Source organism: Pseudomonas graminis, from assembly GCF_900111735.1.
GTDB classification, from domain to species: Bacteria; Pseudomonadota; Gammaproteobacteria; order Pseudomonadales; family Pseudomonadaceae; genus Aquipseudomonas; species Aquipseudomonas graminis.
This window is the reverse complement of the sequence record NZ_FOHW01000043.1, coordinates 15,521-42,079: the sequence shown is the minus strand read 5'-3', so window position 1 is coordinate 42,079 and position 26,559 is coordinate 15,521. Positions and strand designations below refer to the sequence as shown.

At 60.7% G+C, this 26,559-nt stretch carries 28 protein-coding genes; 12 read left to right on the top strand and 16 right to left on the bottom strand.

Features of this window, described 5'->3' with window-relative positions; translation table 11 throughout:
* Positions 1–357: 357 nt before the first annotated feature.
* Positions 358–984: a LysE family transporter gene (locus BMY98_RS23065; protein ID WP_074892691.1), complete on the bottom strand. Its 627-nt coding sequence runs from the start codon at positions 982–984 to the stop codon at positions 358–360.
* A 139-nt stretch (positions 985–1,123) separates the two neighbouring features.
* Positions 1,124–3,034: an ATP-binding cassette domain-containing protein gene (locus tag BMY98_RS23060; RefSeq protein WP_074892690.1), complete on the bottom strand. Its 1,911-nt coding sequence runs from the start codon at positions 3,032–3,034 to the stop codon at positions 1,124–1,126.
* Positions 3,035–3,080: 46 nt separating this feature from the next.
* On the opposite strand from BMY98_RS23060, the gene BMY98_RS23055 reads away from it, so the two are divergent.
* Complete coding sequence (locus tag BMY98_RS23055; protein ID WP_074892689.1) at positions 3,081–3,548, top strand: TIGR02444 family protein; 468 nt, start codon at positions 3,081–3,083, stop codon at positions 3,546–3,548.
* Here BMY98_RS23055 and BMY98_RS23050 read toward each other — a convergent pair.
* Positions 3,545–4,531: an AlgP family protein gene (locus BMY98_RS23050; RefSeq protein WP_074892688.1), complete on the bottom strand. Its 987-nt coding sequence runs from the start codon at positions 4,529–4,531 to the stop codon at positions 3,545–3,547. The genes BMY98_RS23055 and BMY98_RS23050 overlap by 4 nt on opposite strands.
* Before the next feature lie 179 nt (positions 4,532–4,710).
* Here BMY98_RS23050 and BMY98_RS23045 point away from each other — a divergent pair, with 179 nt between their 5' ends.
* On the top strand, positions 4,711–5,388 hold the full coding sequence (locus BMY98_RS23045; RefSeq protein ID WP_074892687.1) for an FKBP-type peptidyl-prolyl cis-trans isomerase: 678 nt from the start codon (positions 4,711–4,713) through the stop codon (positions 5,386–5,388).
* Positions 5,389–5,482: 94 nt separating this feature from the next.
* Here the strand turns inward: BMY98_RS23045 and BMY98_RS23040 are convergent, their stop codons facing one another.
* The 8 genes from BMY98_RS23040 to BMY98_RS23005 all read right to left on the bottom strand — a co-directional run bounded on the left by BMY98_RS23040 (position 5,483) and on the right by BMY98_RS23005 (position 13,036).
* A complete protein-coding gene (locus tag BMY98_RS23040) occupies positions 5,483–5,941 on the bottom strand; it encodes an Rsd/AlgQ family anti-sigma factor (RefSeq protein ID WP_074892686.1) in 459 nt (152 codons plus the stop codon).
* 182 nt (positions 5,942–6,123) lie between these two features.
* The gene (locus tag BMY98_RS23035) at positions 6,124–6,651 is read right to left on the bottom strand and encodes a disulfide bond formation protein B (RefSeq protein WP_074892685.1); all 528 of its coding nucleotides are present in this window, start codon (positions 6,649–6,651) and stop codon (positions 6,124–6,126) included.
* 251 nt (positions 6,652–6,902) lie between these two features.
* Positions 6,903–8,150 (bottom strand): heme biosynthesis protein HemY, encoded by a 1,248-nt coding sequence (locus BMY98_RS23030; protein WP_074892684.1) that lies wholly within the window; start codon positions 8,148–8,150, stop codon positions 6,903–6,905.
* On the bottom strand, positions 8,147–9,289 hold the full coding sequence (locus tag BMY98_RS23025; RefSeq protein WP_083398870.1) for a uroporphyrinogen-III C-methyltransferase: 1,143 nt from the start codon (positions 9,287–9,289) through the stop codon (positions 8,147–8,149). The genes BMY98_RS23030 and BMY98_RS23025 overlap by 4 nt, the downstream gene beginning before the upstream one ends.
* Positions 9,290–9,338: 49 nt before the next feature.
* Complete coding sequence (locus tag BMY98_RS23020) at positions 9,339–10,112, bottom strand: uroporphyrinogen-III synthase (RefSeq protein WP_074892683.1); 774 nt, start codon at positions 10,110–10,112, stop codon at positions 9,339–9,341.
* Positions 10,109–11,050, bottom strand: coding sequence for a hydroxymethylbilane synthase (gene hemC / locus BMY98_RS23015; protein WP_074892682.1), 942 nt, complete (start codon positions 11,048–11,050; stop codon positions 10,109–10,111). Before hemC ends, BMY98_RS23020 begins: the two co-directional genes overlap by 4 nt.
* Before the next feature lie 160 nt (positions 11,051–11,210).
* Positions 11,211–11,957 (bottom strand): LytR/AlgR family response regulator transcription factor, encoded by a 747-nt coding sequence (locus BMY98_RS23010; RefSeq protein ID WP_074892681.1) that lies wholly within the window; start codon positions 11,955–11,957, stop codon positions 11,211–11,213.
* Complete coding sequence (locus BMY98_RS23005) at positions 11,954–13,036, bottom strand: sensor histidine kinase (RefSeq protein ID WP_074892680.1); 1,083 nt, start codon at positions 13,034–13,036, stop codon at positions 11,954–11,956. Before BMY98_RS23005 ends, BMY98_RS23010 begins: the two co-directional genes overlap by 4 nt.
* Before the next feature lie 146 nt (positions 13,037–13,182).
* Here BMY98_RS23005 and argH point away from each other — a divergent pair, with 146 nt between their 5' ends.
* The 4 genes from argH to BMY98_RS22985 all read left to right on the top strand — a co-directional run bounded on the left by argH (position 13,183) and on the right by BMY98_RS22985 (position 18,405).
* Positions 13,183–14,577, top strand: a complete 1,395-nt coding sequence (gene argH / locus BMY98_RS23000; RefSeq protein ID WP_074892679.1) for an argininosuccinate lyase — start codon at positions 13,183–13,185, stop codon at positions 14,575–14,577.
* A gap of 63 nt (positions 14,578–14,640) precedes the next feature.
* Complete coding sequence (locus BMY98_RS22995; RefSeq protein WP_074892678.1) at positions 14,641–14,934, top strand: hypothetical protein; 294 nt, start codon at positions 14,641–14,643, stop codon at positions 14,932–14,934.
* Between the two features lie 170 nt (positions 14,935–15,104).
* Entirely contained in the window at positions 15,105–15,356 is a 252-nt protein-coding gene (locus BMY98_RS22990) for a TIGR02647 family protein (RefSeq protein ID WP_074892677.1), read from the top strand.
* 199 nt (positions 15,357–15,555) lie between these two features.
* On the top strand, positions 15,556–18,405 hold the full coding sequence (locus tag BMY98_RS22985) for a class I adenylate cyclase (RefSeq protein ID WP_074892676.1): 2,850 nt from the start codon (positions 15,556–15,558) through the stop codon (positions 18,403–18,405).
* Positions 18,406–18,487: 82 nt separating this feature from the next.
* On the opposite strand, the gene BMY98_RS22980 is transcribed toward BMY98_RS22985, so the two are convergent.
* Together BMY98_RS22980 and cyaY are read right to left on the bottom strand one after the other, a co-directional pair.
* Positions 18,488–18,721: a DUF1289 domain-containing protein gene (locus BMY98_RS22980; RefSeq protein WP_074892675.1), complete on the bottom strand. Its 234-nt coding sequence runs from the start codon at positions 18,719–18,721 to the stop codon at positions 18,488–18,490.
* Positions 18,718–19,074: an iron donor protein CyaY gene (cyaY, locus tag BMY98_RS22975; RefSeq protein WP_074892674.1), complete on the bottom strand. Its 357-nt coding sequence runs from the start codon at positions 19,072–19,074 to the stop codon at positions 18,718–18,720. Before cyaY ends, BMY98_RS22980 begins: the two co-directional genes overlap by 4 nt.
* A 287-nt stretch (positions 19,075–19,361) precedes the next feature.
* Here cyaY and lptM point away from each other — a divergent pair, with 287 nt between their 5' ends.
* From lptM to BMY98_RS22945, 6 genes are read left to right on the top strand one after another with little or no spacing between them, the layout of a single operon-like run.
* Positions 19,362–19,526, top strand: coding sequence for an LPS translocon maturation chaperone LptM (gene lptM / locus BMY98_RS22970; protein WP_074892673.1), 165 nt, complete (start codon positions 19,362–19,364; stop codon positions 19,524–19,526).
* Positions 19,527–19,535: 9 nt separating this feature from the next.
* Entirely contained in the window at positions 19,536–20,783 is a 1,248-nt protein-coding gene (gene lysA / locus BMY98_RS22965) for a diaminopimelate decarboxylase (RefSeq protein WP_074892672.1), read from the top strand.
* 4 nt (positions 20,784–20,787) lie between these two features.
* Complete coding sequence (gene dapF / locus BMY98_RS22960) at positions 20,788–21,618, top strand: diaminopimelate epimerase (protein ID WP_074892671.1); 831 nt, start codon at positions 20,788–20,790, stop codon at positions 21,616–21,618.
* A 13-nt stretch (positions 21,619–21,631) separates the two neighbouring features.
* Positions 21,632–22,369, top strand: a complete 738-nt coding sequence (locus tag BMY98_RS22955) for a DUF484 family protein (protein ID WP_074892670.1) — start codon at positions 21,632–21,634, stop codon at positions 22,367–22,369.
* Positions 22,370–22,371: 2 nt separating this feature from the next.
* On the top strand, positions 22,372–23,277 hold the full coding sequence (gene xerC, locus BMY98_RS22950; RefSeq protein ID WP_074892669.1) for a tyrosine recombinase XerC: 906 nt from the start codon (positions 22,372–22,374) through the stop codon (positions 23,275–23,277).
* The gene (locus BMY98_RS22945; protein ID WP_074892668.1) at positions 23,267–23,962 is read left to right on the top strand and encodes an HAD family hydrolase; all 696 of its coding nucleotides are present in this window, start codon (positions 23,267–23,269) and stop codon (positions 23,960–23,962) included. Before xerC ends, BMY98_RS22945 begins: the two co-directional genes overlap by 11 nt.
* 137 nt (positions 23,963–24,099) lie before the next feature.
* Here BMY98_RS22945 and sutA read toward each other — a convergent pair whose 3' ends face one another.
* The 3 genes from sutA to BMY98_RS22930 form a co-directional block, all read right to left on the bottom strand.
* On the bottom strand, positions 24,100–24,429 hold the full coding sequence (sutA, locus tag BMY98_RS22940) for a transcriptional regulator SutA (protein ID WP_074892667.1): 330 nt from the start codon (positions 24,427–24,429) through the stop codon (positions 24,100–24,102).
* A gap of 80 nt (positions 24,430–24,509) precedes the next feature.
* On the bottom strand, positions 24,510–24,953 hold the full coding sequence (locus tag BMY98_RS22935) for a secondary thiamine-phosphate synthase enzyme YjbQ (protein WP_074892666.1): 444 nt from the start codon (positions 24,951–24,953) through the stop codon (positions 24,510–24,512).
* 249 nt (positions 24,954–25,202) lie between these two features.
* Positions 25,203–26,540 carry an ammonium transporter gene (locus BMY98_RS22930; protein ID WP_065987505.1) on the bottom strand — a complete coding sequence of 446 codons (1,338 nt, stop codon included), beginning with the start codon at positions 26,538–26,540 and terminating at the stop codon, positions 25,203–25,205.
* Between the last annotated feature and the right edge of the window lie 19 nt (positions 26,541–26,559).

Below are 26,559 nucleotides of genomic sequence, written 5' to 3'. Positions count from 1 at the left end.
TGAAACACCGCTTTCGCGAGCAAGCTCACTCCTACAACTTCGTGTGCGCGCCCGACATCCGCGTTGCACGCGAATCACCTGTAGGAGCAATCGGAGGTTACGACGGTCGCGAACGCGATGGGTCTGTGACATGACGGTGACTGACACAATGCATTCCCGAGCAAGCACTGCCATTTCCACTGGACGAGCGCGATGCTTTTAGTGGGACCGGCTTTAGCCGGGAAGACTTCAGCCGTCACACCGCAAAGGTGAGGGTGTCGATACCGGCCTCTTCCCGGCTGAAGCCGGTCCTTCAAAACACCGCACGCATCCAATTAGATCGGCTGTTACTCAACTGTGGAGCGGGCTTTTGCCGAATCAGGCGCGATGCAAGGTGGCGAGGAACGCCGCGGCGCTGACGAACAATCCGGCAAAGGTGCGGTTCATCCGGCGTTGCTGCTTGGGGGTTTTGAGGGCGCGGAGCACTTTCGAGGCCAGGCCGGTGTAGCCCGCCATGACGATCAGATCCACGCAGACCATGGTCGCGGCGATGATCAGGTATTGCGGCAGGAGCGGCAGGTGCGTGTCGATGAACTGCGGCAGGATCGCCAGAATGAATACCATCGCCTTGGGGTTGCTGATGTTCACCAGAAAACCGCGAGCCATGAGCACAAGCGGCTTGCCCACCGGGCGAACAGCTGACTCATCTGCCAGATCGCCAGGCAGCGCGCGCCATTGCTTGATACCCAGATAGACCAGATAGGCAACGCCAAACCATTTGATCAGACTGAACGCCAGCGCCGAAGTGGCCAGCACCGCGCCAAGCCCGGCGGCGACCACGGCGATCTGCACGACGAGGGCGACCTGCAGGCCAAGGGCATTCCAATAGCCGCGCCAGAACCCGTATTGCAGACCGCTGGACATCGAGGCAATGGCGCCCGCACCCGGAGACAGACTGATAACCCAGCAAGCGGCGAAAAACGCCAACCATGTTTCGAGCGACATCACGCACCTCAGGTAACGAAATCTTCGCCTAACCTAGTGTTTACGGGCCTTTAAAGGCCAGTCATTTCTGACTGTTGCGGTGACTTGTCAGACAGCTGTTCCGGTCGCCTGCGTCATACGGCTAACGCAGGTGACGCCATCAGGACAACGCTTCCAGCTCGGCCTGCATCGACTCCAGCAATTCCAGTGCTTCCATCCACGCTTCTTCAAGCTCGGATTCACGGGATTTGAGCTTGGCCTGATCGGCCAGCAGGTCGCGCAATTTATCTTTGTTGGCCGCCTCGTAGATGCCGCTGTCGCCCAGAGCCACTTCGATCTTCGCCAGTTTCTCGTGCAACGTGCCGAGCTCTTTTTCAAGCTTGTCGGCTTCGCGCTTGTGCGGCGCGAGTTGCTGGCGCAACGCGGCGGCCTGCTGACGCTGGGCTTTCTTGTCGGTCTTGTCGACATTGACCGGCGTATTGCTGGCCGGTGCATTGCGCAGGCGGTAGTCCACCAGCCAACGCGCATAGTCATCCAGATCGCCATCGAACTCCTGAACCAGGCCATCGGCAACAAGGAGGAATTTGTCAGTCGTGCTCTTGAGCAAATGCCGATCGTGGGAGACCACCAGCACCGCGCCACTGAACTCCTGAAGCGCCATGGTCAAGGCCAGGCGCATTTCCAGATCCAGGTGGTTGGTCGGTTCGTCGAGCAGCAGCAGGTTGGGTTTGTCCCATGCAATCAGGGCCAACGCCAGCCGAGCCTTCTCGCCACCGGAGAAATTCAGCACCGGCTCGTCGAGGCGCGCACCGCGGAAGTCAAAACCGCCCAGGAAATCCCGCAAGGCCTGTTCGCGCTCGGTGGGCGCGATACGCTGAAGGTGCAGCAGCGGACTGGCCTTGGCGTCCAGTGAATCGAGCTGATGCTGGGCGAAGTAGCCGACCACGGTGTTTTCGCCACGCACCATGCGTCCGCTCAACGGCTCGAGCTCGCCCGCCAGGTTTTTGATCAGCGTGGATTTACCGGCGCCGTTCGGGCCCAGCAGGCCGATGCGTGCGCCCGGCGTCAGTTGCAGCTTCACCTTTTGCAGGATGGCTTTGTCGCCATAGCCCAGTCGCGCGTCAGACAGATCCATCAGTGGGCTGGAGATCTTGGTCGATTCGCGGAAGGTGAAGTCGAACGGAGAGTCGACGTGGGCCGCCGACAGCTCTTCCATTCGCTCAAGCGCCTTGATCCGGCTCTGGGCCTGTTTGGCCTTGGTGGCCTGCGCCTTGAAGCGCGTAATGAATTTCTCCATGTGCGCGCGCTGGGCCTGTTGCTTGTCGTAGGCCTGCTGCTGCTGGGCCAGGCGTTCGGCACGGGCGCGTTCGAAAGCGCTGTAGCCGCCGCGATAAAGCGTGATCTTTTTCTGCTCGACATGGGCGACGTGATCGACCACCGCATCCAGAAAATCGCGGTCGTGGGAGATCAGCAGCAGCGTGCCCTGATAGCTCTTGAGCCAGTCTTCAAGCCAGAGAATGGCGTCGAGATCCAAGTGGTTGGTCGGCTCATCGAGCAGCAGCAGGTCCGAAGGACACATCAAAGCCTGCGCTAGGTTGAGACGCATTCGCCAGCCGCCAGAGAAGTCGCTGACCTGGCGCTCCATCTGCTCGTTGGTAAAGCCCAAACCCGCGAGCAGCTTGCGCGCCCGCGCATCGGCGGTATAGCCATCGGCGCTATCGAGCTCCGAATGCAGACGCGCCTGCGCGGCGCCGTCCTGGGCGGCCTCGGCAGCGGCGAGATCATGCTGCACCTGACGCAGGCGCAGATCGCCGTCGAGGACGTAGTCCACCGCCAGACGATCAAGGGTGTCGACCTCCTGTCGCATGTGGGCGATGCGCCAATCGGCGGGCAGCAGGCAATCGCCATTGTCGGGGGTCAACTCACCCCGAAGCAGCGCGAACAGGCTGGATTTACCGGCGCCGTTCGCGCCGATCAGGCCGGCTTTCTGGCCGGCGTGCAGAGTCAGCTCGGCGTCTTCTAGCAGACGTTGCGGACCACGCTGTAAGGTAAGGCTTTGAAGTCTGATCATAATGGCGGCGGAGTCTACCAGCTTCGCCCAAAACAGGTAGATGACGATGCTCTCGGACCTATGGAGTTTCACCCTAGATTTTTATGCTCGCCCAGGCGTCGAGCAGGCGTGCCTGAAGCTGCAAGCCGATGGCGCCAATGTCTGCGCGTTGCTGTGCGGCGTCTGGATGGACCGGCGTGGTGTGCAGTTCGACCCGGAGCGGGCGCGACAAATCGGACAATTGGCCGACCCGTGGCACGAGACGGTGGTGGGGCCATTGAGGGATGTTCGGACACGCTGGAAGGCCGACGCGATAGATGACGAAGAACTGAAGGCATTACGCGACAGGCTGAAAACCCTTGAGCTGGATGCCGAGCGTGAGCTGCTGGTGCGGCTGCAACGGCTGACCAGCGAGTGGCCTGAGCGAAAGGCTGAACCTACAGGAGTGTGGCTGGAAGCGCTGGCGGGTGGTGCTGCTCAAGGCAGTCCCGACGCGTTGCAGATTCTGCTTCGCGCCGGGACCGATATCGCTTAGGACGCGCTGTTGGGCGTCGAATCAGCAACTGGCGCAGGTGACGCTACCGGAGCAGCAGGCGCTGCGGCCGCTGGCTTGGCTGTTGCCGAGACAGCGGGCTTTGTGGCCGGTTTTGCTGCAGTCTTCGCTGCGACTGGCTTGGCAGCAGCAGGCTTGGATGCTGCGGGCTTGGCTGCGATTTTGCTCACAGCAGGCTTGGCGGCGGCACTGGTGGCTGGTTTTGCAGCAGGGGCTTTAGCCGTGGCAGGTTTGACAGCGGCCTTCGCGGCAGCCGGTTTGGCAGCGGTGGTCTTGGCAGCGGGCTTGGCGGCCGATTTCGCGGCAACAGCCGTTTTAGCGGCTGGCTTGCTCGCAGCACTGGCAGCTGGTTTGGCAACAGGTGCCTTGCTCGCAGCTGGCTTGGCGGCCACAGTTTTCGCAGTCACTTTGGCGACGGTTTTTTCTGCGACGGCTTTGACTGCGGTTTTAGCAGCAGGCTTTGCCGGACCCGCCTTGGGTGCAGGTTTTGCCGGTTTTGGAGGCATTTTCACAGGCGGCTTCGCCGCGACAGGCTTGGTGGCAGGTCGAGCCGGGTCTTTTGCAGCGCGATCGTTCAGCGCTTTGCCAACGGCTTCCTTCACGCGGCCAATGCCTTGGGCCAGCTTCAGGCTTTCCTGGGCATCACGCTTGAGGTTGAGGATGTAGCTGCGGGTTTCGGTCTGACGATCTTTCAAAGCGTCGAGCAACGACTCGAGTTCGGCCACGCTGTCCTTGGCCTTGCCTTGCGCCTTGGCTTTACCGGCGGCGGCAGCGTCCTGCAACTTGGTACGCGACTTGTGCAGTTTTTCCTGCGCCTTGCCACGTTGCTTCTCGAGTTTGGCGAGCAGTTTTTCAGCGTCAGCCAATGCTTGAGAGCAGGCATTTTCGAGATGTTCGAGCAGGCTGCCCGACAGCTGTTGAAGCAAATGCAACGGAGTGTTTACTGGCTTCTTGGTGGCCGACATGACTTACCTCCTGGCTGATTTGAGTGCGGCCATACTAGACCTCCGCCAGCACCGCCGCTAGGGCATCTTGACACTACAATCCCCGCTCTGTTGCAGGACGCCGAAAAACCCGGCAATACCCGTCACGCTCGGGCCTCAGCGCTGGCATAATCGCTCACTTCCCAGGCCGGAGAGCATTCATGTCGCGCTACCTGTTTATGTCGTTGTTCCTCTTGGTACCCCTTGCTCACGCGACCGATGCTCCGGCGTCCGATAATACCCACGACCTTTCCTATAGCCTCGGCGCAAGCCTGGGTGAGCGCCTGCGCCAGGAAGCACCCGATCTGCAGTTGCCCGCGCTGCTCGAAGGCCTGCAGTCGGCTTATCAAGGCAAGCCGCTGGCGATCAAGCAGGATCGCATGGAGCAGATTCTCAGCGACCACGATGCCGCCCTCGCCCAAGCTGAAAACTCCGGTCAGACCGAACCGCAGACCGAAGCGGCGCTGAAGGATGAGCGCAAGTTCATGGAGGCCGAGAAGGCCAAACCGGGCGTTCGCCAGCTCGCGGACGGCATCCTGATGACCGAGCTGACGCCGGGCAATGGCCCCAAACCCGACATCAATGGCCGTGTACAAGTGAAGTACGTGGGCCGGCTGCCTGACGGCACGATCTTCGATCAAAGCCAGCAGCCACAATGGTTCCGCCTGGACAGCGTCATTGCCGGGTGGACCACCGCCCTCGCCGACATGCCGGTGGGTGCCAAATGGCGGCTGGTGATCCCTTCGGCTCAAGCGTATGGCGCAGAAGGCGCGGGCGATCTGATCGATCCGTACACGCCACTGGTATTCGAAATTGAGCTGCTCGGAGTGTCACAGTAACGCCGACAGTGGCCGAGGCTGGCGGCGACAGAGCATAAAAAAAGGGTGCCCAGGGCACCCTTTTTTACATCAGCTTTTTACATCAGCGGCCTTCTCAGACCTCTTCCTCGACCTGTTCCTTGTGCGCGTTGTGCAGCACTTCGATCAGGCAGTCTTCCAGTTCAAAGCGCTCGTGCAGCAAGCCGCCCAATTCCTTGAATTTCTCGGCGACGCATTTGCCTTCGTCACAGAGATCGTTGAACGCCAGCAGCTTCTCGGTGATGACGTCGATCCGAGGATAGATCGTGTCAGCCAGGTCAAGGCCCCGCTGATTCTTGAACGCCTTGGCCTCGTTGGTGAGCTGCTCGTAAATTTCGAAATGACCAGCCGACACGTAATCGACCAGCGAGCCGCAGAATTCCTGCAACGGCACGCTTTTTTCGGAAAGCGCTCCCGGCTCTGCACTCAAGGCGTAATAAGCTGTGATCAACTCGTTGCGCGCCAGCAACCAGCGGTCAATCAGCTTGTGAACCCCACCCCAGCGTTCCTGAGCGTTCTGACAACTTTCCAGCATGATGTTCTCTCTTCCCTTCAGGGGCATGCTGCTTCAGGCGCTTTTCGATTCGGCCCGAGACTTGTCGGTACCAGCCAGGAGAAGCGTCGACAGCAGCATTGATCCGATGATGCGTGCGGCCCAGATTATGCCCGCATGACTAGCCCATCAAGGTACGCAGGACAGAAAGTTCATACAAGTGTTTAATCCGGAGTCCCCACATCCACTGATCTGAAGCGGCGGAACTCGATAAAAAGGTAGTACAGCGCAAACAGGCACAAGCCGGAAAATGCCAGAAGGCTCCACTCCGGCAAGCTGATGCCGAACAGCGACCAGTTGATCTCGGAGCACCCTGCACTTCCCGCCAGCACCATCACCATGACTTTTAAGTAGGTTTGCGTTTCCATCAGGTAGTGAAGGTTTTCAATGCACGCCGCCATGTTCTCGGGCGGAGAAGCCTGCAACCAGACCTGACGTGCCGCGACGCTCGCTCCCAAAGCGGAAAACAGTAAAAGCAAGCCCGCGTAGATACGCCAGCCAGCTTTGCCCGGCGCGTGCAGCGCGGCGAGCAAACACACACCCGCAGATACCGCCATGAGCACACGCTGAAGCAGACACATCGGGCATGGCGCTGCATCAACTACAGGGCCGAGATAAACCGTCGCTCCCACAATCGATGCGCAGGCCAGAAACGCCAGAGAGAACAAGGAGCGCGTACGAGCCAGCTGCATGGAAAATCCGTAACAAAAGACGAAGGCGGCTACGGTAGAGGAAAGCGCGAGTCGCTTTCAAGGCGCTCAACGGAGGATATTTCTTTGTTGATGTAGGTAAATCCCGACGCCGTGTTTAAGACGTTATACCGGTAGCCCAAAGATCCTCTCAACAAGCCACACGAAGCACGGAAATGCCCTACACAAATAAAAGACTCAGACACGGAAGAGGCCCGCAATCGGGCCTCTTCACGTTCAAGTCTGACGCCCGGCTAGACGCGTGTCAGTGCTGGCAACGGACGGGCGAGCAAACGCTCATCCAGCAAACCCAGACCTTCCTGAAACAGCTGATTGCTGCGATCAGTCTCGCCCAGCTGCGCAAGCAGACGAGCCAGTTCGGCACACGCTTCAGGGTTGCGCTGCAACCTCAAGCTCGACTCGAGGTAATCACGCGCTTTACCCCACAAGCTGCTTTGCAGGCACAGACGACCCAGCGTCAACAGCAAGCCTGGGTCATCGGTGTGACTTTTCAGCCAGCCCTCGGCAGTCTGCAGTTGTTTGGCAGGATCGGCGCCGCGCACCAGTCCATACAACCGCGCAAGGTGGGTGTTGTAGTCGCGCTTCATGGCCGTGCGCAGGACTTCCTCGGCCTGCACATCGGCGCCCAGCCGACGCAGTTGTTCGGCGTACGCCAACACCAGCGCGGGCTCCTGGCGCTGAGCCGAAGTCAGTTGTTGCCAGGCGCTTTCCAGCGACGGCAGGCCCGTGGCAACGGTATCGCTGCCGGATTCACGGTGGGCCGCCAGCGAGAGATTTTCGCCCCAGGCACGTCTCTCCAGTTCAGCCAGCTCTTGCGCCGGAAGCACCTTGTCTTTTCGCAACTCCGGCATCAGACGAACCAACTCCGCCCACTCACCGCGTTCGCGATACAAGCGTTGCAATTGACGCAATACCTGCGGGTTATGCGGATGGCGCTCCTGCATGGCCTGCAAGGTAACCAGCGCACCGTCGAGATCACCGCGGTCCACCTGCAACTGGGCGTGGCTCAACGCAATGGCGAGCTCCGCATGCGGCTGACGCTCAAGCGCGCGCTCAAGCAGATTGTCGCTTTCCTCGTAACGGCCCTGCTCATTCGCTGCCCGGGCGGCGCCGAGGTAATAGAGCAATGGCTGACGCTCCGCCTCGGCGGCGCGATGCAAGTTGCGTTCAGCGCTGGCCCAGCGCCCTTCGGCGAGGTCCATCTGCCCTTGCTCTATCGCGTTCTGCACGCGACGGCTGCGGTTGCGACGAGACCACGGATTGACGACCCCACCGGAGGTCGTCAGCAACGCAATAACCATCCGCACCAGCCACAGCATGAACAGAACGGCGACGAGTAACGCCAGCGCTGCCCAGATGCTCGATTCGTAGCGGAAGGTGTCGTAGGAAATAAGCACGTAACCCGCATGGCGGGAGATCGCGACGCCTATCAGCGCCGCAGCAACGACCAGCACGAAGAGGATGACGTAAGCGCGCTTCATGGCTGTTTCCCAGGCTGCGCCTCGTCAGTGCGTTTCTCCAGCGCACCGCCAACAGGCGTATGACGCTGTTCGAGGTAGGCCTGAACCGACGCCAGGCTTTGTGTCAGGTCAGGGGTCGCCACGGAAACCGGCTGTTTGCCGAGCTCCTCCAGACGCTGACCGAGCGCTTTGCTCTGCTGGCTATCACGATTGAAGTTGCTGTCCAGAACGCTCTTAGCTTCTGCCATGGCCTTCTCGTAAACCGGGGCCTGGCCGTTGAGCGCCGCCCATTGCGCCTGCTCGATCGCCAGACTCAATGCCAGACGAACCTGGGTCAGGCTCTGGCCTGCCAGCAACGGTCGGATATTTTTGTCAGCGTGAAAATCAATACGCACGAACTGGGAGATCCTGTCCCACCACTTGGCCCAATAGCTGTCCTCGCTGCCATCGGTCAAACCGAACAGCGAATCGCCCTTGTCCACGTATTCAGGCGCCAGCTCATTCAACTGCGCGACTTGCTCACGGACTGCCGCCAGTTGCAGGAACAAACCAGTGCGATCCGGTTGATCGACGCTGCGCAGCGCGGTCAGGCTTTTTGCCAATTGCTCGCGGGCCGCGAACGCACCGGGATCGTCCTGCTCGCGCAGAATCTCGTCAGCGCCCTGCACCAGCGCTGCAGCGCTGTTGATATCTTGCAGCGCTGACAGCCTCAGGCTCGCCAGGCGCAACAGATGCTCGGCCTCGGCGAGACGCCAATCCTTGCGACTGGCACCGAGCACGGTCTCTACACGCTGGCTCAGGCGCTGCTGATCACCCTGTAACTGCGTGACGAGGCGACGGCGATCTTCCAGCTCTTGAGCGGGTGGCAATTGCGCCAGCCGTGCAGCGATTTGCTGCTCGCTCTGCTTGAGGGCTTGAGTCTGAGAGCCGATGTCCTGTAACTGCCCCGACTGCTCCTGATGGCCGGCCTGCATGGCGCGCATTTGCCAGACGCTCCAGCCGCCAACGGCAACGCCCGCTGCGCCCAGCAACAGCGCCAGTATGGCGAGCCCGTTGCTGCGTCGGCGATTCGACGGTTCTTTGTACGCTGGATCCGGCAGCGGCTCAGGTTTGGCCAGTACCGGTTCAACGTCATCTTTTGGCAAGACTGTTTCGCTCACGTGTCCATCCTTTGCATTTTGGGCGTTGCGTAATCCGACTGATCGACCATTACGCCTGTGAGGCAGGCGCGGTGTGTTCGCGCAATGCTGCCAGCAAGGCCGGGGCGCTGGCGCCACGGCAGTCCACTACGATAAGAGCCCCGGCGGCACGCGCCATTTCGGCGACCCGGGGGCTCGGTACAAACAAAGGCATTTGTGCAAGCGCAGGCCAGGCATCACCCGCCAACTCGCGCAGATGCTCGAAACCCTGTCCACTGCTGACCACCAGCCCATTCAAGCGTTCCGCTTTAACCGTGTCGGGCAGCACGAAAGCCGGGTATTGCGGCAGGTGGCGACGATACAGCGGCAGGTAATCGACCACCACACCACGCTCACGCAACCGCTCGGCCAGCAGCTCGCGTCCTTCTTCGCCGCGCATAATCAGCACTTTGGGGTCGTATCCCGAGACGGCTTGTTGAAACTGCGGCAGGTCGAGCAACGCTTCGCTGTCGTCACCCTGCGCGGGGAAGAACACGTGCAGGCCATAGTCATCGAGGATTTGCGCGGTTGCAGCGCCGACGGTGAACCACTTCTGCATCGGCGGCTGCGGCCAGACTTCGTCAAGCATTGCCAGCCCAAGGCGCGCGGCCGGTTTGCTGACGACGATGACGGCGCAGTAGGCCGCTAGGTCGTAAATGATCGAACGGTTGGCTTCTGAAACCGGCAGCGGCTCAATCTCCAGCAAGGGGAGGCTGGCGCTGTAGACGCCGACTTCAGCCAGCGTCTGCGCCAGGGCCCGCGACTCTTCAGCAGGACGCGTGAGCAGCAAACGCCAGGTCTTCACTCGTCGCCTGCCTCGCCGTAGACCGCTTTGAGAATCTTCGCGGCACCTTGAGCCAGCAGCGCTTCTGCCACTTGTACGCCCAACGCTTGAGCGTCCACTTGTGGCGCACGCGCTTCGGCATGCAGCAGCACCGTGCCGGAGGGATCGCCCACCAGACCGCGCAACCAGAGTTGTTCGCCTTCCAGCACGGCATAACAGGCGATCGGCACTTGGCATCCGCCGTTGAGGTGCTTGTTGAGCGCACGCTCAGCGGTAACCCTCACGGCGGTGTCGTCATGGTGCAACGGGGCCAGCAAGGCATGCACTTCGATATCGACGCTGCGGCATTCGATGCCCACCGCGCCCTGCCCGCCAGCCGGCAAGCTGTGGTCGATGCTGATGGGCGCGGTAATGCGCTCTTCGAAACCCAGGCGGATCAGGCCGGCAGCGGCAAGGATGATCGCGTCGTACTCGCCTGCATCCAGCTTGGCGAGACGCGTATTGACGTTGCCGCGCAGAAACCGGATTTGCAGGTCTGGCCGACGCGCCAGCAACTGAGCCTGCCGACGCAGGCTCGACGTGCCCACCACAGCGCCGGCGGGCAGGTCATCGAGACTGGCGTAGGTATTGGAAACGAAGGCGTCGCGGGGGTCTTCGCGTTCGCAGATGCAGAACAGGCCGAGGCCCTGAGGGAAGTCCATCGGGACGTCTTTCATCGAGTGAACGGCGATGTCGGCGTTGTGCTCCATCAGGGCTGTTTCCAGCTCCTTGACGAACAGGCCTTTGCCACCGATTTTCGACAGCGGCGAGTCCAGCAGCTTGTCGCCGCGACTGACCATCGGCACCAGCGTCACGATCAGACCGGGATGAGCCTGCTCCAGACGCGCCTTGACGTATTCGGCTTGCCAGAGGGCCAGAGCGCTTTTGCGGGTGGCGATGCGGATTTCGCGAGAAGACATGAACCGGTCCGTGCTGAGTGAATGCGGCGAATAATAACAGCTCGGCCGGATCGGGCCGAATGGCTGTATTCAATCTGCGCGCATCATGATCTCAATCAACCTGCGTACGCCATGCGACGGCGTGTCGCCCGCATGACGGCATGCTCCTCGCGGCACTCCCTTACAACTGCTGCATCATCTTGCGCACACCGGCAACGTGCCGGCGGCTGACGATCAACGCATCGCCGTTGAGCCCCTTCAGAAACAACTGGAAGTGGCCCAATGGCGTGCGCTGCAGGCGTTCGATGCGCTCCCGGGCGACCAGCGCGTTTCGGTGGATGCGTACGAACCGGTCGCCGAACTCGTCTTCAAGGGCTTTAAGCGGTTCATCCAGCAGCACTTCGCCACCTTCGTGGCGCAGGGTCACGTACTTGTGATCCGCGATGAAGTAGATCACCTCGGCCAGCGGAATCAGCTCAATGCCCTTTCGGGTACGCGCGCTAATGTGGCTGCGCGGGCCGGTACCACTTTCAGCAGCAGGCCGGGTCATCGCCGCCAATTGCACACGATTCGGCCGCTCGGCCTTGCGCAACGCCTCAAGCAAGTGCTCGGGACGAACCGGTTTGACCAGATAACCCACGGCACTGACCTGGAAGGCCTCCAGCGCGAATTCATCGTGGGCCGTGCAGAACACGACGGCTGGCGGGGTGTCGCGCTCGCACAGTTTTGCCGCAACCTGAAGTCCATCCAGGCCGGGCATGCGGATATCCAGCAACACCACGTCAGGCTTCAAATTTTCAATCAGCTGCAATGCTTCTTCGCCATTTGTGGCGCTGGGTTCCAGAACCTTGTAACCCTCGAGCTCACTTACCATACGGCTCAGGCGGTCTCGGGCTAGGGGTTCGTCATCAACGATCAGGACATTCATATAGCTCTGGCTTCCTGCGTGAGTCTCGCACAAGGATAGCGTAGACAGGTGAAGTGACGACCGTCTCGGCGCTCCACGCTCAGACTGGCGAGGGGGCCGAAAAGTGCCGTGATTCGAGCGCCGATGTTTGCCAAGGCCTGCTGAGTGCCGCTTGGGTTTTGCCGTAAGACGACCTCATCGTAAGGATTACTGACGCGCAATATGAATACTCCCCGTTCGTAGTCCGCCTCAACTCTGACCACGCCGCCTTCAACACGGGGCGCGATACCGTAAATCAACGCGTTTTCCAGTAATGGCTGCAAGGTTAGCTGGGGAATTGGCAAGTCGTCAGGAATTGCACTTACGGCCCAGTCCAACTGTAGACGCTCGCCAAGTCGATATTGCTCAATCGATAAATAGCGTTTCGCCAATTCGAGCTCTTCGCGCCATGTTGTCAGGCTGCCGGGCTTGCCCAGACTGGCCCTGAACAGGTCGGACAGATCAAGCACCGCCTGCTCCGCTTTGACCGGGTCGCTGGTCACCAGGCTGGCGATGCTGTTGAGTGTATTAAACAGAAAGTGCGGACGGATACGCGCTTGCAGCGACTCGATCCTGGCCTGAAGCTCGGCCTGCTGTTGCTTGCGCCACTGACTCTGAAGGTAGAAGTAGCGCAGCATCAGCGCGGACATGATCAAGGCGATCAGCGCGTAGCGCAGGTACCGCTCGACAACCCCATCGAACGAGGTCGGGGGATTCACCTGGTAATAGTCAGTCACGGCAGTGCACATCAGCGTCACCGCCACCACCAGCAGACAACCTATGCAGCCGGCCACGCCAGCACGCAGGCGCGCCAGCCAGGGGCGCAAGCCGCACAGTAGCGCGGCGGACAGCAGCACGATCCACTGCACGAAAAGAGAAATCAGCGCCAGCCGCACCCAGTCGAAATCCGGCCGCATGGGTTCGATGAGCACAAGCACGAAGACCAGCAACTCTGCCAGCACTACCAGCATCAGCAACGCCTGGGGCAGACACAGTTCCGGGAGGAAAAACTCTTTACCGGGCGCACTGCTCTGGCCCGGATGTTTGCGCTCGTTCTGCATGGCCGACAGTCTCTTCGCTGATACCGTTGCGGGCAAGCCGTCGGGGATAAATAAACGGCAATGCTGTTATCATCGCCCGCGTCTTTAGAATCGGCCGGCGCCGGTTTTTCATCAGTTTCAGCCACCAGCACAGCAGCGAGCGAATCATGAGCACCGACAAGACCAACCAGTCCTGGGGCGGCCGCTTCAGTGAACCCGTCGACGCCTTCGTCGCACGCTTCACCGCCTCCGTTACCTTCGATCAACGTCTTTATCGCCACGACATCATGGGCTCCATTGCCCACGCCACGATGCTGGCCAAGGTCGGTGTGCTCACCGACGCCGAGCGCGACACCATCATCGACGGGCTGAAGGGCATTCAGGGCGAGATCGAAGCCGGCACGTTCGACTGGCGCGTGGACCTCGAAGACGTACACATGAACATCGAAGCGCGTCTGACCGACCGCATCGGCGTCACCGGTAAAAAATTGCACACCGGGCGCAGCCGGAACGATCAGGTCGCCACCGACATCCGCCTGTGGCTGCGTGACGAAATCGACCTTATTCTGGCTGAGATCACTCGCCTGCAAGCAGGTCTGCTAGGGCTGGCCGAGCGCGAAGCCGAGACCATCATGCCGGGCTTCACTCACCTGCAGACCGCGCAACCGGTGACATTCGGCCACCACATGCTCGCGTGGTTCGAAATGCTCAGCCGCGATTACGAGCGCCTGGTCGATTGCCGCAAACGCACCAACCGCATGCCACTGGGCAGCGCCGCGCTGGCCGGCACCACGTACCCGATCGACCGCGAACTGACCTGCCAGCTGCTGGGTTTCGAAGCAGTAGGCGGTAACTCGCTGGACAGCGTCTCCGATCGCGACTTCGCCATCGAATTCTGCTCCGCCGCGAGCATCGCGATGATGCATTTGTCGCGCTTCTCCGAAGAGCTGGTGCTCTGGACGAGCGCGCAATTTCAGTTCATCGACCTGCCTGATCGCTTCTGCACCGGCAGCTCGATCATGCCGCAAAAGAAAAACCCTGATGTGCCCGAGCTGGTCCGTGGCAAGAGCGGACGTGTGTTTGGCGCGTTGATGGGCCTGTTGACCTTGATGAAGGGCCAGCCGCTGGCCTACAACAAGGACAATCAGGAAGACAAGGAGCCACTGTTCGACGCCGCCGACACCTTGCGCGATTCGCTGCGTGCCTTCGCCGACATGATCCCGGCGATCAAGCCGAAGCACGCCATGATGCGCGAGGCCGCGCTGCGTGGATTCTCCACCGCCACCGACCTCGCCGACTATCTGGTCCGCCGTGGCCTTCCGTTCCGCGACTGCCACGAGATCGTCGGCCACGCGGTGAAGCACGGCGTTGAGACCGGCAAAGACCTGGCCGAGATGACGCTGGACGAGCTGCGTCAGTTCAGCGACCAAATCGAACAGGATGTGTTCGCGGTGCTGACGCTCGAAGGTTCGGTCAATGCCCGCAACCACATCGGCGGCACGGCGCCTGAGCAGGTCAAGGCAGCGGTCGTGCGTGGCCAGCACTTGCTCGCCAGCCGCTGAGCGCATCAAAGGGGTCGCCCCGTGGGGGCGATTCCATCTAATTGGCAAGACATCGAGAACGACATGAGCGACAACATCGAAAACGACGAAGAAGAATTCGCTGAAACGACGCTGATTCAGGCCATTGAAAATCAGATCGAAAGCGATAACCCGCCAGCGGCCAAGGCCACGTTCAACAAGCTGACGCTGGTGGGCTACGAGCGAGAAGAGATTCTGGTGATGATGGCCCATGTGCTTGCGGTAGAGATTGACGGGATCCTGGAAGATGACCGTCCGTTCAATACCGTCTGGTATGAAGCGGCGCTGCGGGCGTTGCCCGACATGCCACCCGGTGTAAAGCTGGCTGAAGACGAGTAAAACCCGCGAAAAATGCCGGTCGCTCACCCGACCTGACGACCGGCCAGATACTTCCTGCAAAATTCCCAGACCTGACTACACTCCAACAGCCTCGCTGCTGCATGGCGACGGGGCCGTCACGCCTGCGATTCTGATCGCGGTGTATCCACTGGAAAAAGTCTGGAGCACCTATGTCGTTTACCCCTGAATTGGTTGCCGAGCTGGAAATCCTGTCGCTGTTCAATCTGAGCAACACCAAAGAGGGACTGAAGGTCCACCACCATTCTGCGGCTCCCACAGCCATCGCTGCCGCCCAACGACTCTTCGACAAAGGCCTCACCACGCAACACGACGGAGGCTACTTGACCAGCCTGGGGCTGGATGCCGCCGACCACGCTCAATCACTGTTGATCATTCTTGCCACAAGCCAGGAAGCTGCCTGACTTCGTCCCTCGCGAAACCTTTGCCTGGACGCATCAAATAAAGGTTTCGCGAATCCTCCATTTCGACGATGCTGCGCCGATAAAATAATGGCGCCATAAAAAAGACGCGCAGCCGAGCCCCACCGGCCTGACGCCAAGCTGTCTTGATTATCGCTATACCCTCACTTCATGCAGTGCCGCCCGACGGCTTCGAGTCGCGATGACGCGTAGTTTCGAAATTCGCCCGGATCTGGATGAGGGCATTGATCGCAAGGTCCTTGCCCAGTTACGCAGCCGCTTCCTGGCCCTGAGCGAGAGTCGACTGGCGCGCGCGTACGAAGGCCTGTCGACACGCCAGAAAAGCGTGCTTTCGCTGCTGCCACTGTTTTTCCATGTCAATCATCCTCTGTTGCCGGGCTATGTGTCGGGGTCGACCCCTGCTGGCGTTTCCCATTACGAGCCTGATGCCCAGGCCCTTGCTGAAGCGCAACGCCTGACGCGATCGTTCTCCTACAAACCACGCCGGGTGAATCCACCGCAGCCGATTCACGGCATCTTCCTGATGGGCAGCCTTGGCACCCTCGCCCAGGCCGACCAGAGCGACATGGACGTGTGGATCTGCCACGACCCGCTACTGTCGGCAGACGAAATCCAGGAACTGCGCAAGAAATGCCAGTCGCTTGAAAGCTGGGCAGCAAGCATGGGCGCCGAGGCGCACTTCTTTCTCGTTGATCCGGAGCGCTTTGTCGTCGGCGAGCGGGATGCACAGCTGAGTGGCGAAGACTGCGGCACGACGCAGCACTATTTGCTGCTCGACGAGTTTTATCGCACCGCCATCTGGCTGGCCGGGCGCACCCCGATGTGGTGGCTGGTGCCGGTCTACGAGGAAACGCGCTACGCCGAATACACCCATACCCTGCTGTCGAAACGCTTTATTCGCGCTGACGAGGTGCTGGACCTCGGCAATATGTCGCACATCCCGCCGGGCGAGTTCATCGGCGCAGGGCTGTGGCAACTGTTCAAAGGTATCGAATCGCCCTACAAATCGGTGCTCAAGCTGCTGCTGACTGAGGTCTATGCCAGCGAACACCCGCAGGTGCAGTGCCTGAGCATGCGCTTCAAGAAAGCGGTGTTTGCCAACCGTGCCGACCTCGACGAGCTGGACCCCTACGTGATGGTCTACCGGCGCATCGAGGAATACTTGCTCGCGAGGGGCGAGCCCGAGCGGCTGGAACTGGTACGCCGCAGTTTGTACCTGAAGGTGAACAAGAAACTCACGGGCGCCACTCGCCACCGCAGCAACGGTTGGCAGCGCCTGCTGCTGGAGCGGCTGGTCAATGAGTGGAACTGGGACGAGCGTCAGTTGGCGCTGCTCGACAGCCGCAGCCAGTGGAAAGTGCGTCAGGTCGCCAGCGAGCGCCGTGCACTGGTCGGCGAGCTCAACTTCAGTTATCGCTTCCTGACCCAATTCGCCCGTGCGCAAAAGGCAGTCAATTCGATCAACAAACGCGACTTGAATGTGCTCGGCCGGCGTTTGTATGCAGCCTTTGAACGCAAAGCCGGCAAAGTGGAGTTTCTCAATCCGGGCATCACGCCGGATCTGGCGGAAGACACGCTGACGCTCGCGCAACTGCCGAACAAGCGCGAGCCCGGCAGGTATCAGTGGTGTCTCTACAACGGCAGCCTGAGTGCCCACGAGCTGGAAACGTTTGCGCCGATCAAGCGCAGTCGCGAGTTGCTGGAACTGCTCACGTGGTGCCATCGCAACAACGTCATCGACAGCAGTACGCGCCTGGCGCTGCATCCTGGCATCAGCGATCTGACCGAGTTCGAACTGTTCAATGTGCAAGGCGCATTACAGCAGAGCATTGCGCTGCCGGCCGGCATGGTCGAGGAAGAGGTGCTGCTCAGCCCAAGCGTGCCCCGTGAGATTCTGCTGCTGGTCAATGTCGGCGTCGATCCGCTCAGGCACCATAAGGACCTGAACATTCTGATGACCACCGAACGAACGGACTCGCTGAGCTATGCCGGGGTACGCGAAAATCTGGTGCTGACCTTCGATCAGATCACGCTTAACAGCTGGAACGAAGTGCTGGTCAGTCGCTTCGACGGCCCCTCTGCGCTGATGGACTGCCTGACAGACTTGCTCAACGGCCCGCCGGAGAACGCCGCGAGGCCTGTCATCCGCGTGCGCTGCTTTTGCCACAACCGCGCGCAGGCCATCGCCCAGCGCGTGGAGGAACTCATCGGCACGGCGCAACTGTTGCTGGACCGGCGCCTGAATCATCGCTATCTCATCCAGGTCGAACAGCGGTATCACGTGCTGAAAATGATCCCCGGCCAGGTCAGTCATGTCACGCTCGAAAACCTGCCGGCGCTCTTTGACTATCTGGGCGCAGAGCTTTCCGCCTACAGCCCGCTTCATCAGGACCCCCAGGCACTGGACGACTCGGACTTGTCGCTGTTTATCCCGCACGGCCAGCCCGAGTGCATTCAGGTGTTTTACCGGATCAACGAACCGAACGCCGACCTGTACGTGCTCGATGAGCGCAATGCGTTGTGGCATCAGCAGGTGCCTTATCACAGTGAATCCAGCCTGCTGGTGCCGCTGCAGCGCTTTTTTCAATCGTTGATGTATCGGCGCGTGACGCTGCTGCCGCTGGACAACCCGCTGGAATCAACGTCGCTGGAGGCTTTGTATTACCGCATAACCCCTGATGGATCAGGGCGCGCCCGCCGCGTTGAGCATCGCCCGACACCAACAGTGCTCAACGACCCATCGTTTTTTGATGTGCAGGCGATCATCGAGGAGGCGTCGCCCGGACAGGTCAGCGTGACGCTGTATTGCGACGGGATGGAGTTTTCCGAGCTGGAGTATGGCGATCAGCTGTTCAGCGTCGTGGCGCGACGGATTCTCGAGCAGCGCCGCGAGCCACAACGTTACCGCTGCTACATCACTGATCTGGACCTGTCCGGGATACTGGGGGACACGCGCGGGCAAACGATCCTGTTCCTGCGCTACAAGGCCAAACTGGAAAAGTCACTGAATGCCGCGATGGATGAGGCTTGATGCCAGTTGCGGCCAGACATCAGGCCCGGCATCGCGACAGGACCGGCTCCCACAGATTCAACTTTTCCAAGAGGGCCGTGACCTACATGTGATCGGAATTTGCACTGCGACGCTGATCCGCCTGCCGCACGATCTCGCGCCGGCGCTCATCGGTCGCCGCCCGCCACTCGCGGATGTCTTCAACGTGGCGATGACACCCCGTGCAGACTTTGTCTTCGTCGAGCCGGCAGATGCTGATGCACGGCGATGGCACAGCCGTGCTGACGTTGCTGAACAGCGGTTTCGGCGGTCTGACCGGCGTTGCGCTAGCAGTCACTGGCGGTTGCCGTCGCTGCCGTCGAGGGCGTCGAAGTCGATGTCTTCCCCGGCCTGCTGTTTAGCCAGACGGTGGAGCATCTCGCTCAACAGCTCTTCGCTCTTGTCGCAGATCCAGTGCTTCGCTTCTTCGTCGTAATCAAAGTGGAAACCACCTGACGCAGCCGCCAGCCATAGCTGACGCAGTGGCTCTTGGCGACTGAAGATGAACTGCGAGTTGTTTTCGAACTTGACGGTCAGCACACCGGCCGAACTCTCAAGGTCCAGATCCAGACCGCTCTCGTCGAAGATGTCCTGGAGCTTTTCCTGGGTGGCATCGACCAGATCGTGAAAACGGGCTTCGGTCAAACTCATTGCATGAACCTCAAAAGTGTCAGCGGATGGCGCAGCGACGCACGATACGGTCGCTCCCCGGCAAATGCAAAGCCTACCCGCCCAAGTGCAGATGTGGGAGTGGCTTCGGCCGGGAAGGCAGTAACGTCCGGCTCCGCCGCAGGCTGCGTCAGAAATCCGCATGCGCTGCACTGTCTAATTGCGCGGCGGCGTCAAACCCCCGCCGGACGGGAACCCCAGCGCATAGGCAATCTGTCGGGTGGTCGGTATACTCGGGCGCAATTAATGCTTATACAAAGGATTTCGCCATGAAGCGCCTGATTTCCTCCCTGGCCGCGCTGCTTGCAGTTGCGTGTCTGGTCTCTGCCTGCGGTCAGAAAGGTCCACTGTATCTGCCCGACGACGACTCGTCCGCCGACGGCACCAGCCAGACCAAGTCGCAATCGCACAAGCATCAGACTTCGACCTACTAGGAATCAGTCATGGACGCCTTCAACTACCGCGACGGTGAGCTGTTCGCGGAAGGAGTGGCGTTGTCTGCCATCGCCGAACGTTTCGGCACGCCGACATACGTCTATTCCCGCGCGCACATCGAGGCGCAGTATCGCGCCTACGCTGATGCCCTGAGCGGCATGCCGCATCTGGTCTGCTTTGCGGTCAAAGCGAACTCCAACCTGGGCGTTCTCAATGTCCTGGCGCGCCTGGGCGCCGGCTTCGACATCGTTTCCCGTGGCGAACTCGAGCGCGTACTGGCAGCGGGCGGACAGGCTGACAAGATCGTCTTCTCCGGCGTCGGCAAGACCCGCGATGACATGCGTCGTGCGCTCGAAGTCGGCGTGCATTGCTTTAACGTCGAATCCACCGACGAACTCGAACGCCTGCAAGTCGTCGCCGCCGAAATAGGCGTGCGCGCTCCGGTGTCGTTGCGCGTCAACCCGGACGTCGATGCCGGCACCCACCCCTACATCTCCACCGGCCTCAAGGAAAACAAATTCGGCATCGCCATCGCGGACGCCGAAGACGTTTACATCCGCGCCGCGCAGCTGCCGAACCTCGACGTTATCGGCGTCGACTGCCACATCGGCTCCCAGCTGACCACGCTCTCGCCTTTCGTTGATGCACTGGATCGCTTGCTCGATCTGGTCGACCGGCTGGGCGACTGCGGCATTCTGCTGAAGCATATCGATCTGGGCGGCGGTCTGGGTGTGCGTTATCGCGACGAAGAGCCGCCACTCGCAGGCGAATACATTGAAGCCGTGCGTGAACGCCTCAATGGCCGCGATCTGGCGCTGATGTTCGAGCCGGGCCGTTTCATCGTCGCGAATGCTGGCGTGCTGCTGACCCGCGTCGAGTACCTCAAGCACACCGAGCACAAAGACTTCGCCATCGTCGATGCCGCCATGAACGACCTCATTCGTCCGGCGCTGTACCAGGCGTGGATGGACGTAACAGCGGTCAAACCCCGCGACGGCGCCAAACGCACTTACGACGTTGTCGGCCCGATTTGCGAAACCGGTGATTTCCTGGCCAAGGAGCGCGAACTCGCACTGGCTGAAGGCGATCTGCTGGCAGTGCATTCGGCCGGTGCCTATGGCTTCGTGATGAGCTCCAACTACAACACCCGCGGACGTACGGCCGAGGTGCTTGTGGATGGTGAGCAAGCCTTCGAAGTGCGTCGCCGTGAAACCGTGACTGAGCTGTTTGCCGGCGAAAGCCTGCTGCCGGAGTAATCCCATGCTGCTGCGTTTTACCAAGATGCATGGCCTGGGCAATGATTTTATGGTGCTGGACCTTGTGAGCCAACACGCGCACATTTTGCCCAAGCACGCCAAGCAATGGGGCGATCGCCATACCGGTATCGGTTTCGATCAGTTGCTGCTGGTCGAGGCGCCGAACAATCCGGACGTGGACTTCCGCTACCGGATTTTCAATTCCGACGGCTCCGAAGTTGAGCAATGCGGCAACGGTGCGCGCTGCTTCGCCCGTTTCGTGCTGGACAAGCGGCTGACCGCCAAGAAGCAGATCCGCGTCGAGACCAAGAGCGGCATCATCGAGCTGGACATCCGCAACGACGGCCAGATCAGCGTGGATATGGGCGCGCCGCGTCTCGTTCCGGCGGACATACCGTTCGATGCGCCAGAGCAGGCCGCCAGTTATTCCCTTGATGTCGATGGCGAGTCCGTCGAGCTTGCGGCCGTGTCCATGGGCAACCCCCACGCCGTGCTGCGCGTCTACGACATCAACAACGCACCTGTGCATGTATTGGGACCGAAGATCGAGAACCATCCGCGCTTTCCGGCCCGCGTGAACGTGGGCTTCCTCCACGTCGTCGATCGTCAGCGCGCGCAACTGCGGGTGTGGGAACGTGGCGCCGGGGAAACCCAGGCCTGCGGCACCGGTGCGTGCGCGGCAGCGGTCGCGGCCATTACTCAGGGCTGGATGGATTCGCCGATGCTGATCGACCTGCCGGGCGGACGTTTGTCCATCGAGTGGGCAGGCCCCGGCCATCCGGTGATGATGACTGGCCCGGCCGTCCGGGTTTACGAAGGCCAAGTACGTCTATGAGCGAGTGTATCCGATGACCGACCAGCCTCAGACTTCAAACGACACGCCCGGCCAGTCCCCTGCCGAGAACGCAGTGCCTGCCCTTGAAGCCGAGGCGGTTGCGGCCTGGCTGCAACAGCACCCTGACTTTTTCGCCGAGCACGACGAACTGCTGGCGATGATGCGCGTCCCGCACCAACGGGGCGACACCGTCTCGCTGGTCGAGCGCCAGCTCAAACTGCTGCGCGAGCGCAACATCGAGATGCGTCACCGGCTTTCGCAACTGATGGACGTGGCCCGAGACAACGACCGACTGTTTGAAAAAACCCGCCGCCTGATTCTCGATCTGATGGACGCGACCAGCCTGGAAGACATTGTCATCTGCGTGGAAGACAGCCTGCGCCAGGAATTTCAGGTGCCCTTCGTCAGCCTTATCCTGTTCAGCGACAACCCGATGACCGTCGGCCGCTGGGTCAGCGCCGCCGACGCGCAGAAAGCCATTGGCGGGCTGATGTCCGGCGGCAAGACCCTGTGTGGCGCACTGCGTGAGCATGAACTTGAGTTTCTGTTCGGCAGCGAGCAAAGCAAGGAAGTGGGCTCAACCGCCCTGGCTGCCCTCAACCACCAAGGCCTGCACGGTGTTCTGGCGATCGGCAGCCGTGATCCCCAGCATTACAAAAGCTCGGTCGGCACGCTGTTTCTCAGTTACATCGCCGACGTGCTCAGCCGCTTGCTGCCACGCTTTACCAATTCGCTGCGGTCGGTTCGCTAGTCATGGAGCGGCAACTGGAGGCTTACTGCACGCACCTGCGCAGTGAGCGCCAAGTGTCGAGCCATACGCTTGAAGCCTATCGCCGTGACCTGAACAAGGTCCTGGGGTTCTGCGAAAAGCAGCACATCGACAGCTGGAAAGCGCTGGATATTCAGGCCATGCGCAGCCTGGTCGCTCGCCTTCACCAGCAAGGTCAGTCGTCGCGCAGCCTGGCCAGATTGCTGTCAGCGGTTCGCGGCTTTTATCACTATCTCAACCGCGAAGGCCTTTGCGATCACGATCCGGCCAATGGCCTGTCACCGCCCAAGGGCGAGCGTCGCTTGCCGAAAACCCTTGATGCCGACCGCGCCCTGCAACTGCTTGAAGGCGGGGTTGAAGACGATTTTCTGGCCCGGCGCGATCAGGCCATCCTGGAGCTGTTCTATTCGTCAGGCCTGCGCCTGTCCGAGTTGACCGGACTGAACTGTGCAGACCTGGATCTGGCGGACGGTCTTGTGCAGGTACTCGGGAAAGGCAGCAAGACCCGCGTTTTACCCGTCGGCAGAAAAGCCCGGGAAGCGCTGGAGGAATGGCTCAAGCAGCGGGCGCTCGCCAATCCGCAGGACGATGCGGTGTTCGTCGGACAGCAAGGCCGCCGCCTGGGGCCGCGCTCGATCCAGCTGCGGGTCAAGGCTGCCGGCGAGCGCGAGCTGGGCCAGAACCTGCACCCGCACATGCTTCGCCATTCATTCGCCAGTCATTTGCTGGAGTCGTCCCAGGACCTGCGCGCCGTGCAAGAGCTGCTGGGCCACGCCGACATCGCCACCACTCAGATCTACACCCACCTGGATTTCCAGCATCTGGCCACGGTGTATGACAGCGCCCATCCACGGGCCAAGCGCAAAGGTAACGCCGATAATGAGCATTAAGCTGATCACCTTCGATCTGGACGACACGCTGTGGGAAACCGCACCTGCGATTGTCAGTGCCGAAGCCAAGCTGCGCGAATGGCTGGCTGCCAACGCGCCAAAGCTCGGTGTGGTTACGGTGGAGCATCTGTGGGAAATCCGCTCGCGACTCATCGGAGAAGACCCGACGTTCAAGCACCGGATCAGTGCGTTACGCCGCACGGTGCTATTTCACGCCCTTGAGGACGCCGGGTATGGTCATGCCGAAGCCCATGAGCTGGCGGACCAGAGCTTTGAAGTTTTCCTTCACGGGCGGCACCAGTTGGACATCTTCCCTGAAGTGGTGCCGACGCTGGAGATCCTGACCAAGTCTTACACGCTGGGTGTGGTGACCAACGGCAATGCCGACGTCCGCCGCCTGGGCCTGGCCGATTATTTCGCCTTCGCGCTGTGCGCCGAGGACCTGGGTATCGGCAAACCAGACCCTGCTCCCTTCGTTGAAGCGCTGAAACGCGGCAATGCCGATGCCAGTCAGGCCGTGCATGTCGGCGACCACCCCGGTGACGACATCGCCGGTGCTCAGCAGGCCGGCATGCGGGCGATCTGGTACAACCCCGGCGGCAAAGTCTGGGAAGCTGAAAAAGCGCCGGATGGCGAGATCAGCAGCCTGACGCAGTTGCCAGAGGTGCTGGCGCGCTGGGCCTGATCACTAAGTCCCGCTTCGTGCACGCCGCTCCTACAACATTGCCCGATGCCAGTACCTGGCAACTAAACCACCCGAATCGCAGGCAATAAAAAACCCGCAGCGACAGCGGGTTTTTCATCAAGCGCAGAGCCAGTCCCTTAGATAGGGCGGCTGCCGTACTTGTTGTCGGGCTTCTTGGGCGGATCGGCGACCACGTTGGCCTCCACTTCCACGACCTTTCCACCGCGTGCGAGGAACTCTTCCATCGCGCGAGCCAGAGCATCACGCTCTTTGTTCTTGGCTTCCACGCTGGGCAATTCGTCAACCGACACGGCGGCCTTGGCCTTGCCTTTGGCCGGAGTCGCAGAGACTTCAGCGCTGTCATCGACCTCCACTGCATCTTCATCGGAAGCCGCTGCAAGCCCCTCACCGTCCTCCCCTTCTTCCAGATCGTCTTCCAGACCTTCTTCGATGTCGTCGTCGCTCATGTTCTACCTCATGACTTGCGAAAGCAGATTAGTTATAGCCCAGCCGGGCTTGATTTCTTGGACAGCCGGAAAAAATTCAACTACCGCGTAATTTTAGCGGTCGTGCCCTCACCCTGAAGCGTGACGAGCACATTACGGGCACCGCCTGCATCGCGGTGCTCGCCCAGATAAATACCTTGCCATGTGCCCAACGCCAGCCGTCCATTTGTAACCGGCAATGTAAGCTGGCAGCCAAGCAGACTGGCTTTGAAGTGCGCAGGCAGATCATCGGGCCCTTCGTCGTCATGCTCGTAGCCGTCGCGCCCCTGAGGCACCAGACGGTTGAAGAAACGCTCGAAATCGCGACGTACCGCCGGGTCAGCGTTCTCGTTGACGGTCAACGAGGCCGAAGTGTGTTGCAACCAGACATGCAACAGGCCGATGCGGCATTCGCGTAAATCGCTTAGCCCCGCGACGATCTCGTCAGTCACCAGATGGAAACCGCGAGGCCTTGCCCGCAACGTGATCAAGGTCTGTTGCCACATACCGTTCTCCGCCCTTCGGCGCGCATTCTAACGCGCTGGAAAAAAAAACAAAGTGCGTAATGAGCGACGATTTTCAGGAGCGCTGAACAAGGGCGTTTATGCCCTCTCAAGCGTACAGAATCGTCAGGTTTGGCCGAACATTGCAGCGGATGTTCCTGGCTGGAACGCCTGCCCCCTGTGCGGACATCCCTATCGACAAACGCCAGACAAAAAAATGCCCGGAGACCCGGGCATTTTTTCATGGGAGGATTACAAGTTGTAACCACGTTCGTTGTGTTGCGCCAGATCCAGGCCGACCGCTTCTTCTTCTTCGGTCACACGCAGGCCCATGACCATGTCGAGCACCTTGAGAATGATGAAGGTCACGATCGCGGTGTAGATGACCGTGAAGCCAACGCCTTTGCACTGAATCCAGACTTGTGCCGCGATGTCGGTCACGGTGCCGAAGCCGCCCAGCGAAGGCGCTGCGAACACACCGGTCAGGATCGCGCCGAGGATACCGCCGATACCGTGAACGCCGAAGGCATCCAGGGAGTCGTCGTAGCCCAGCTTGCGTTTGAGGCTGGTGGCGCAGAAGAAGCAGACCACGCCTGCCGCCAGACCGATGATCAGGCCGCCCATCGGGCCGACCGTGCCGGCAGCTGGAGTCACAGCAACCAGACCGGCAACCACACCCGAGGCGATGCCCAGAGCGCTTGGCTTACCGTGGGTCAGCCATTCGGCGAACATCCAGCCCAGCGCTGCAGCAGCGGTAGCGATCTGGGTGACCAGCATGGCCATACCGGCGGTGCCGTTGGCCGCAGCCGCGGAACCTGCGTTGAAGCCGAACCAGCCGACCCAGAGCATGGCCGCGCCTATCAGGGTGTAACCCAGATTGTGCGGAGCCATTGGGGTGGTCGGGAAACCTTTACGCTTGCCGAGCACCAGGCACGCTACCAGGCCAGCCACACCGGCGTTGATGTGAACGACGGTGCCGCCCGCGAAGTCGAGAACGCCCCAGTCCCACAACAGACCACCGACGCCGCTCCAGACCATGTGCGCAATTGGCGCATAAACCAGAGTGAACCAGATCGCCATGAAGATCAGCATCGCGGAGAACTTCATGCGTTCTGCGAAAGCGCCGACAATCAGCGCCGGGGTGATGATGGCGAAGGTCATCTGGAAGGTCACGAAGACCGCTTCCGGGAACAGTGCCGCAGGACCGGTAATACTCGCTGGGGTAATGCCTGCCAGGAATGCCTTCGACAGACCGCCGACGAAGGAGTTGAAGTTGACGACGTTGGCTTCCATACCGGTGGTGTCGAACGCCATGCTGTAGCCGTAAACGACCCACAGGATGCTGATCAGGCCGGTAATGGCGAAGCACTGCATCATCACGGAAAGAATGTTTTTCGAGCGGACCATGCCGCCGTAGAACAGCGCCAGACCGGGGATGGTCATGAACAGCACCAGCGCGGTGGAGGTCAGCATCCAAGCGGTATCGCCGGAATTGAGTACAGGGGCTGCCACTTCGTCTGCCGCCATGGCCAAGCCAGGGGTTACGAGGGACAACAGGGCTCCTAGCCCTGCGAATTGACGCAGAGTCATATTGTTTTCTCCTGGGGCG

Coding starts and splice junctions, on each gene's coding strand:
- dapF (WP_074892671.1), top strand. CDS start 20,788: ATGCTGCTGCGTTTTACCAAGATGCATGGCCTGGGCAATGATTTTATG.
- BMY98_RS23065 (WP_074892691.1), bottom strand. CDS start 984: ATGTCGCTCGAAACATGGTTGGCGTTTTTCGCCGCTTGCTGGGTTATC.
- cyaY (WP_074892674.1), bottom strand. CDS start 19,074: ATGAGTTTGACCGAAGCCCGTTTTCACGATCTGGTCGATGCCACCCAG.
- BMY98_RS22985 (WP_074892676.1), top strand. CDS start 15,556: ATGACGCGTAGTTTCGAAATTCGCCCGGATCTGGATGAGGGCATTGAT.
- lysA (WP_074892672.1), top strand. CDS start 19,536: ATGGACGCCTTCAACTACCGCGACGGTGAGCTGTTCGCGGAAGGAGTG.
- BMY98_RS23040 (WP_074892686.1), bottom strand. CDS start 5,941: ATGCTGGAAAGTTGTCAGAACGCTCAGGAACGCTGGGGTGGGGTTCAC.
- BMY98_RS23030 (WP_074892684.1), bottom strand. CDS start 8,150: ATGAAGCGCGCTTACGTCATCCTCTTCGTGCTGGTCGTTGCTGCGGCG.
- BMY98_RS22955 (WP_074892670.1), top strand. CDS start 21,632: ATGACCGACCAGCCTCAGACTTCAAACGACACGCCCGGCCAGTCCCCT.
- BMY98_RS22930 (WP_065987505.1), bottom strand. CDS start 26,540: ATGACTCTGCGTCAATTCGCAGGGCTAGGAGCCCTGTTGTCCCTCGTA.
- argH (WP_074892679.1), top strand. CDS start 13,183: ATGAGCACCGACAAGACCAACCAGTCCTGGGGCGGCCGCTTCAGTGAA.
- BMY98_RS23050 (WP_074892688.1), bottom strand. CDS start 4,531: ATGTCGGCCACCAAGAAGCCAGTAAACACTCCGTTGCATTTGCTTCAA.
- BMY98_RS23035 (WP_074892685.1), bottom strand. CDS start 6,651: ATGCAGCTGGCTCGTACGCGCTCCTTGTTCTCTCTGGCGTTTCTGGCC.
- xerC (WP_074892669.1), top strand. CDS start 22,372: ATGGAGCGGCAACTGGAGGCTTACTGCACGCACCTGCGCAGTGAGCGC.
- BMY98_RS23005 (WP_074892680.1), bottom strand. CDS start 13,036: ATGCAGAACGAGCGCAAACATCCGGGCCAGAGCAGTGCGCCCGGTAAA.
- BMY98_RS23055 (WP_074892689.1), top strand. CDS start 3,081: ATGCTCTCGGACCTATGGAGTTTCACCCTAGATTTTTATGCTCGCCCA.
- lptM (WP_074892673.1), top strand. CDS start 19,362: ATGAAGCGCCTGATTTCCTCCCTGGCCGCGCTGCTTGCAGTTGCGTGT.
- BMY98_RS22945 (WP_074892668.1), top strand. CDS start 23,267: ATGAGCATTAAGCTGATCACCTTCGATCTGGACGACACGCTGTGGGAA.
- BMY98_RS23010 (WP_074892681.1), bottom strand. CDS start 11,957: ATGAATGTCCTGATCGTTGATGACGAACCCCTAGCCCGAGACCGCCTG.
- hemC (WP_074892682.1), bottom strand. CDS start 11,050: ATGTCTTCTCGCGAAATCCGCATCGCCACCCGCAAAAGCGCTCTGGCC.
- BMY98_RS22935 (WP_074892666.1), bottom strand. CDS start 24,953: ATGTGGCAACAGACCTTGATCACGTTGCGGGCAAGGCCTCGCGGTTTC.
- BMY98_RS22990 (WP_074892677.1), top strand. CDS start 15,105: ATGTCGTTTACCCCTGAATTGGTTGCCGAGCTGGAAATCCTGTCGCTG.
- BMY98_RS23045 (WP_074892687.1), top strand. CDS start 4,711: ATGTCGCGCTACCTGTTTATGTCGTTGTTCCTCTTGGTACCCCTTGCT.
- sutA (WP_074892667.1), bottom strand. CDS start 24,429: ATGAGCGACGACGACATCGAAGAAGGTCTGGAAGACGATCTGGAAGAA.
- BMY98_RS22995 (WP_074892678.1), top strand. CDS start 14,641: ATGAGCGACAACATCGAAAACGACGAAGAAGAATTCGCTGAAACGACG.
- BMY98_RS23060 (WP_074892690.1), bottom strand. CDS start 3,034: ATGATCAGACTTCAAAGCCTTACCTTACAGCGTGGTCCGCAACGTCTG.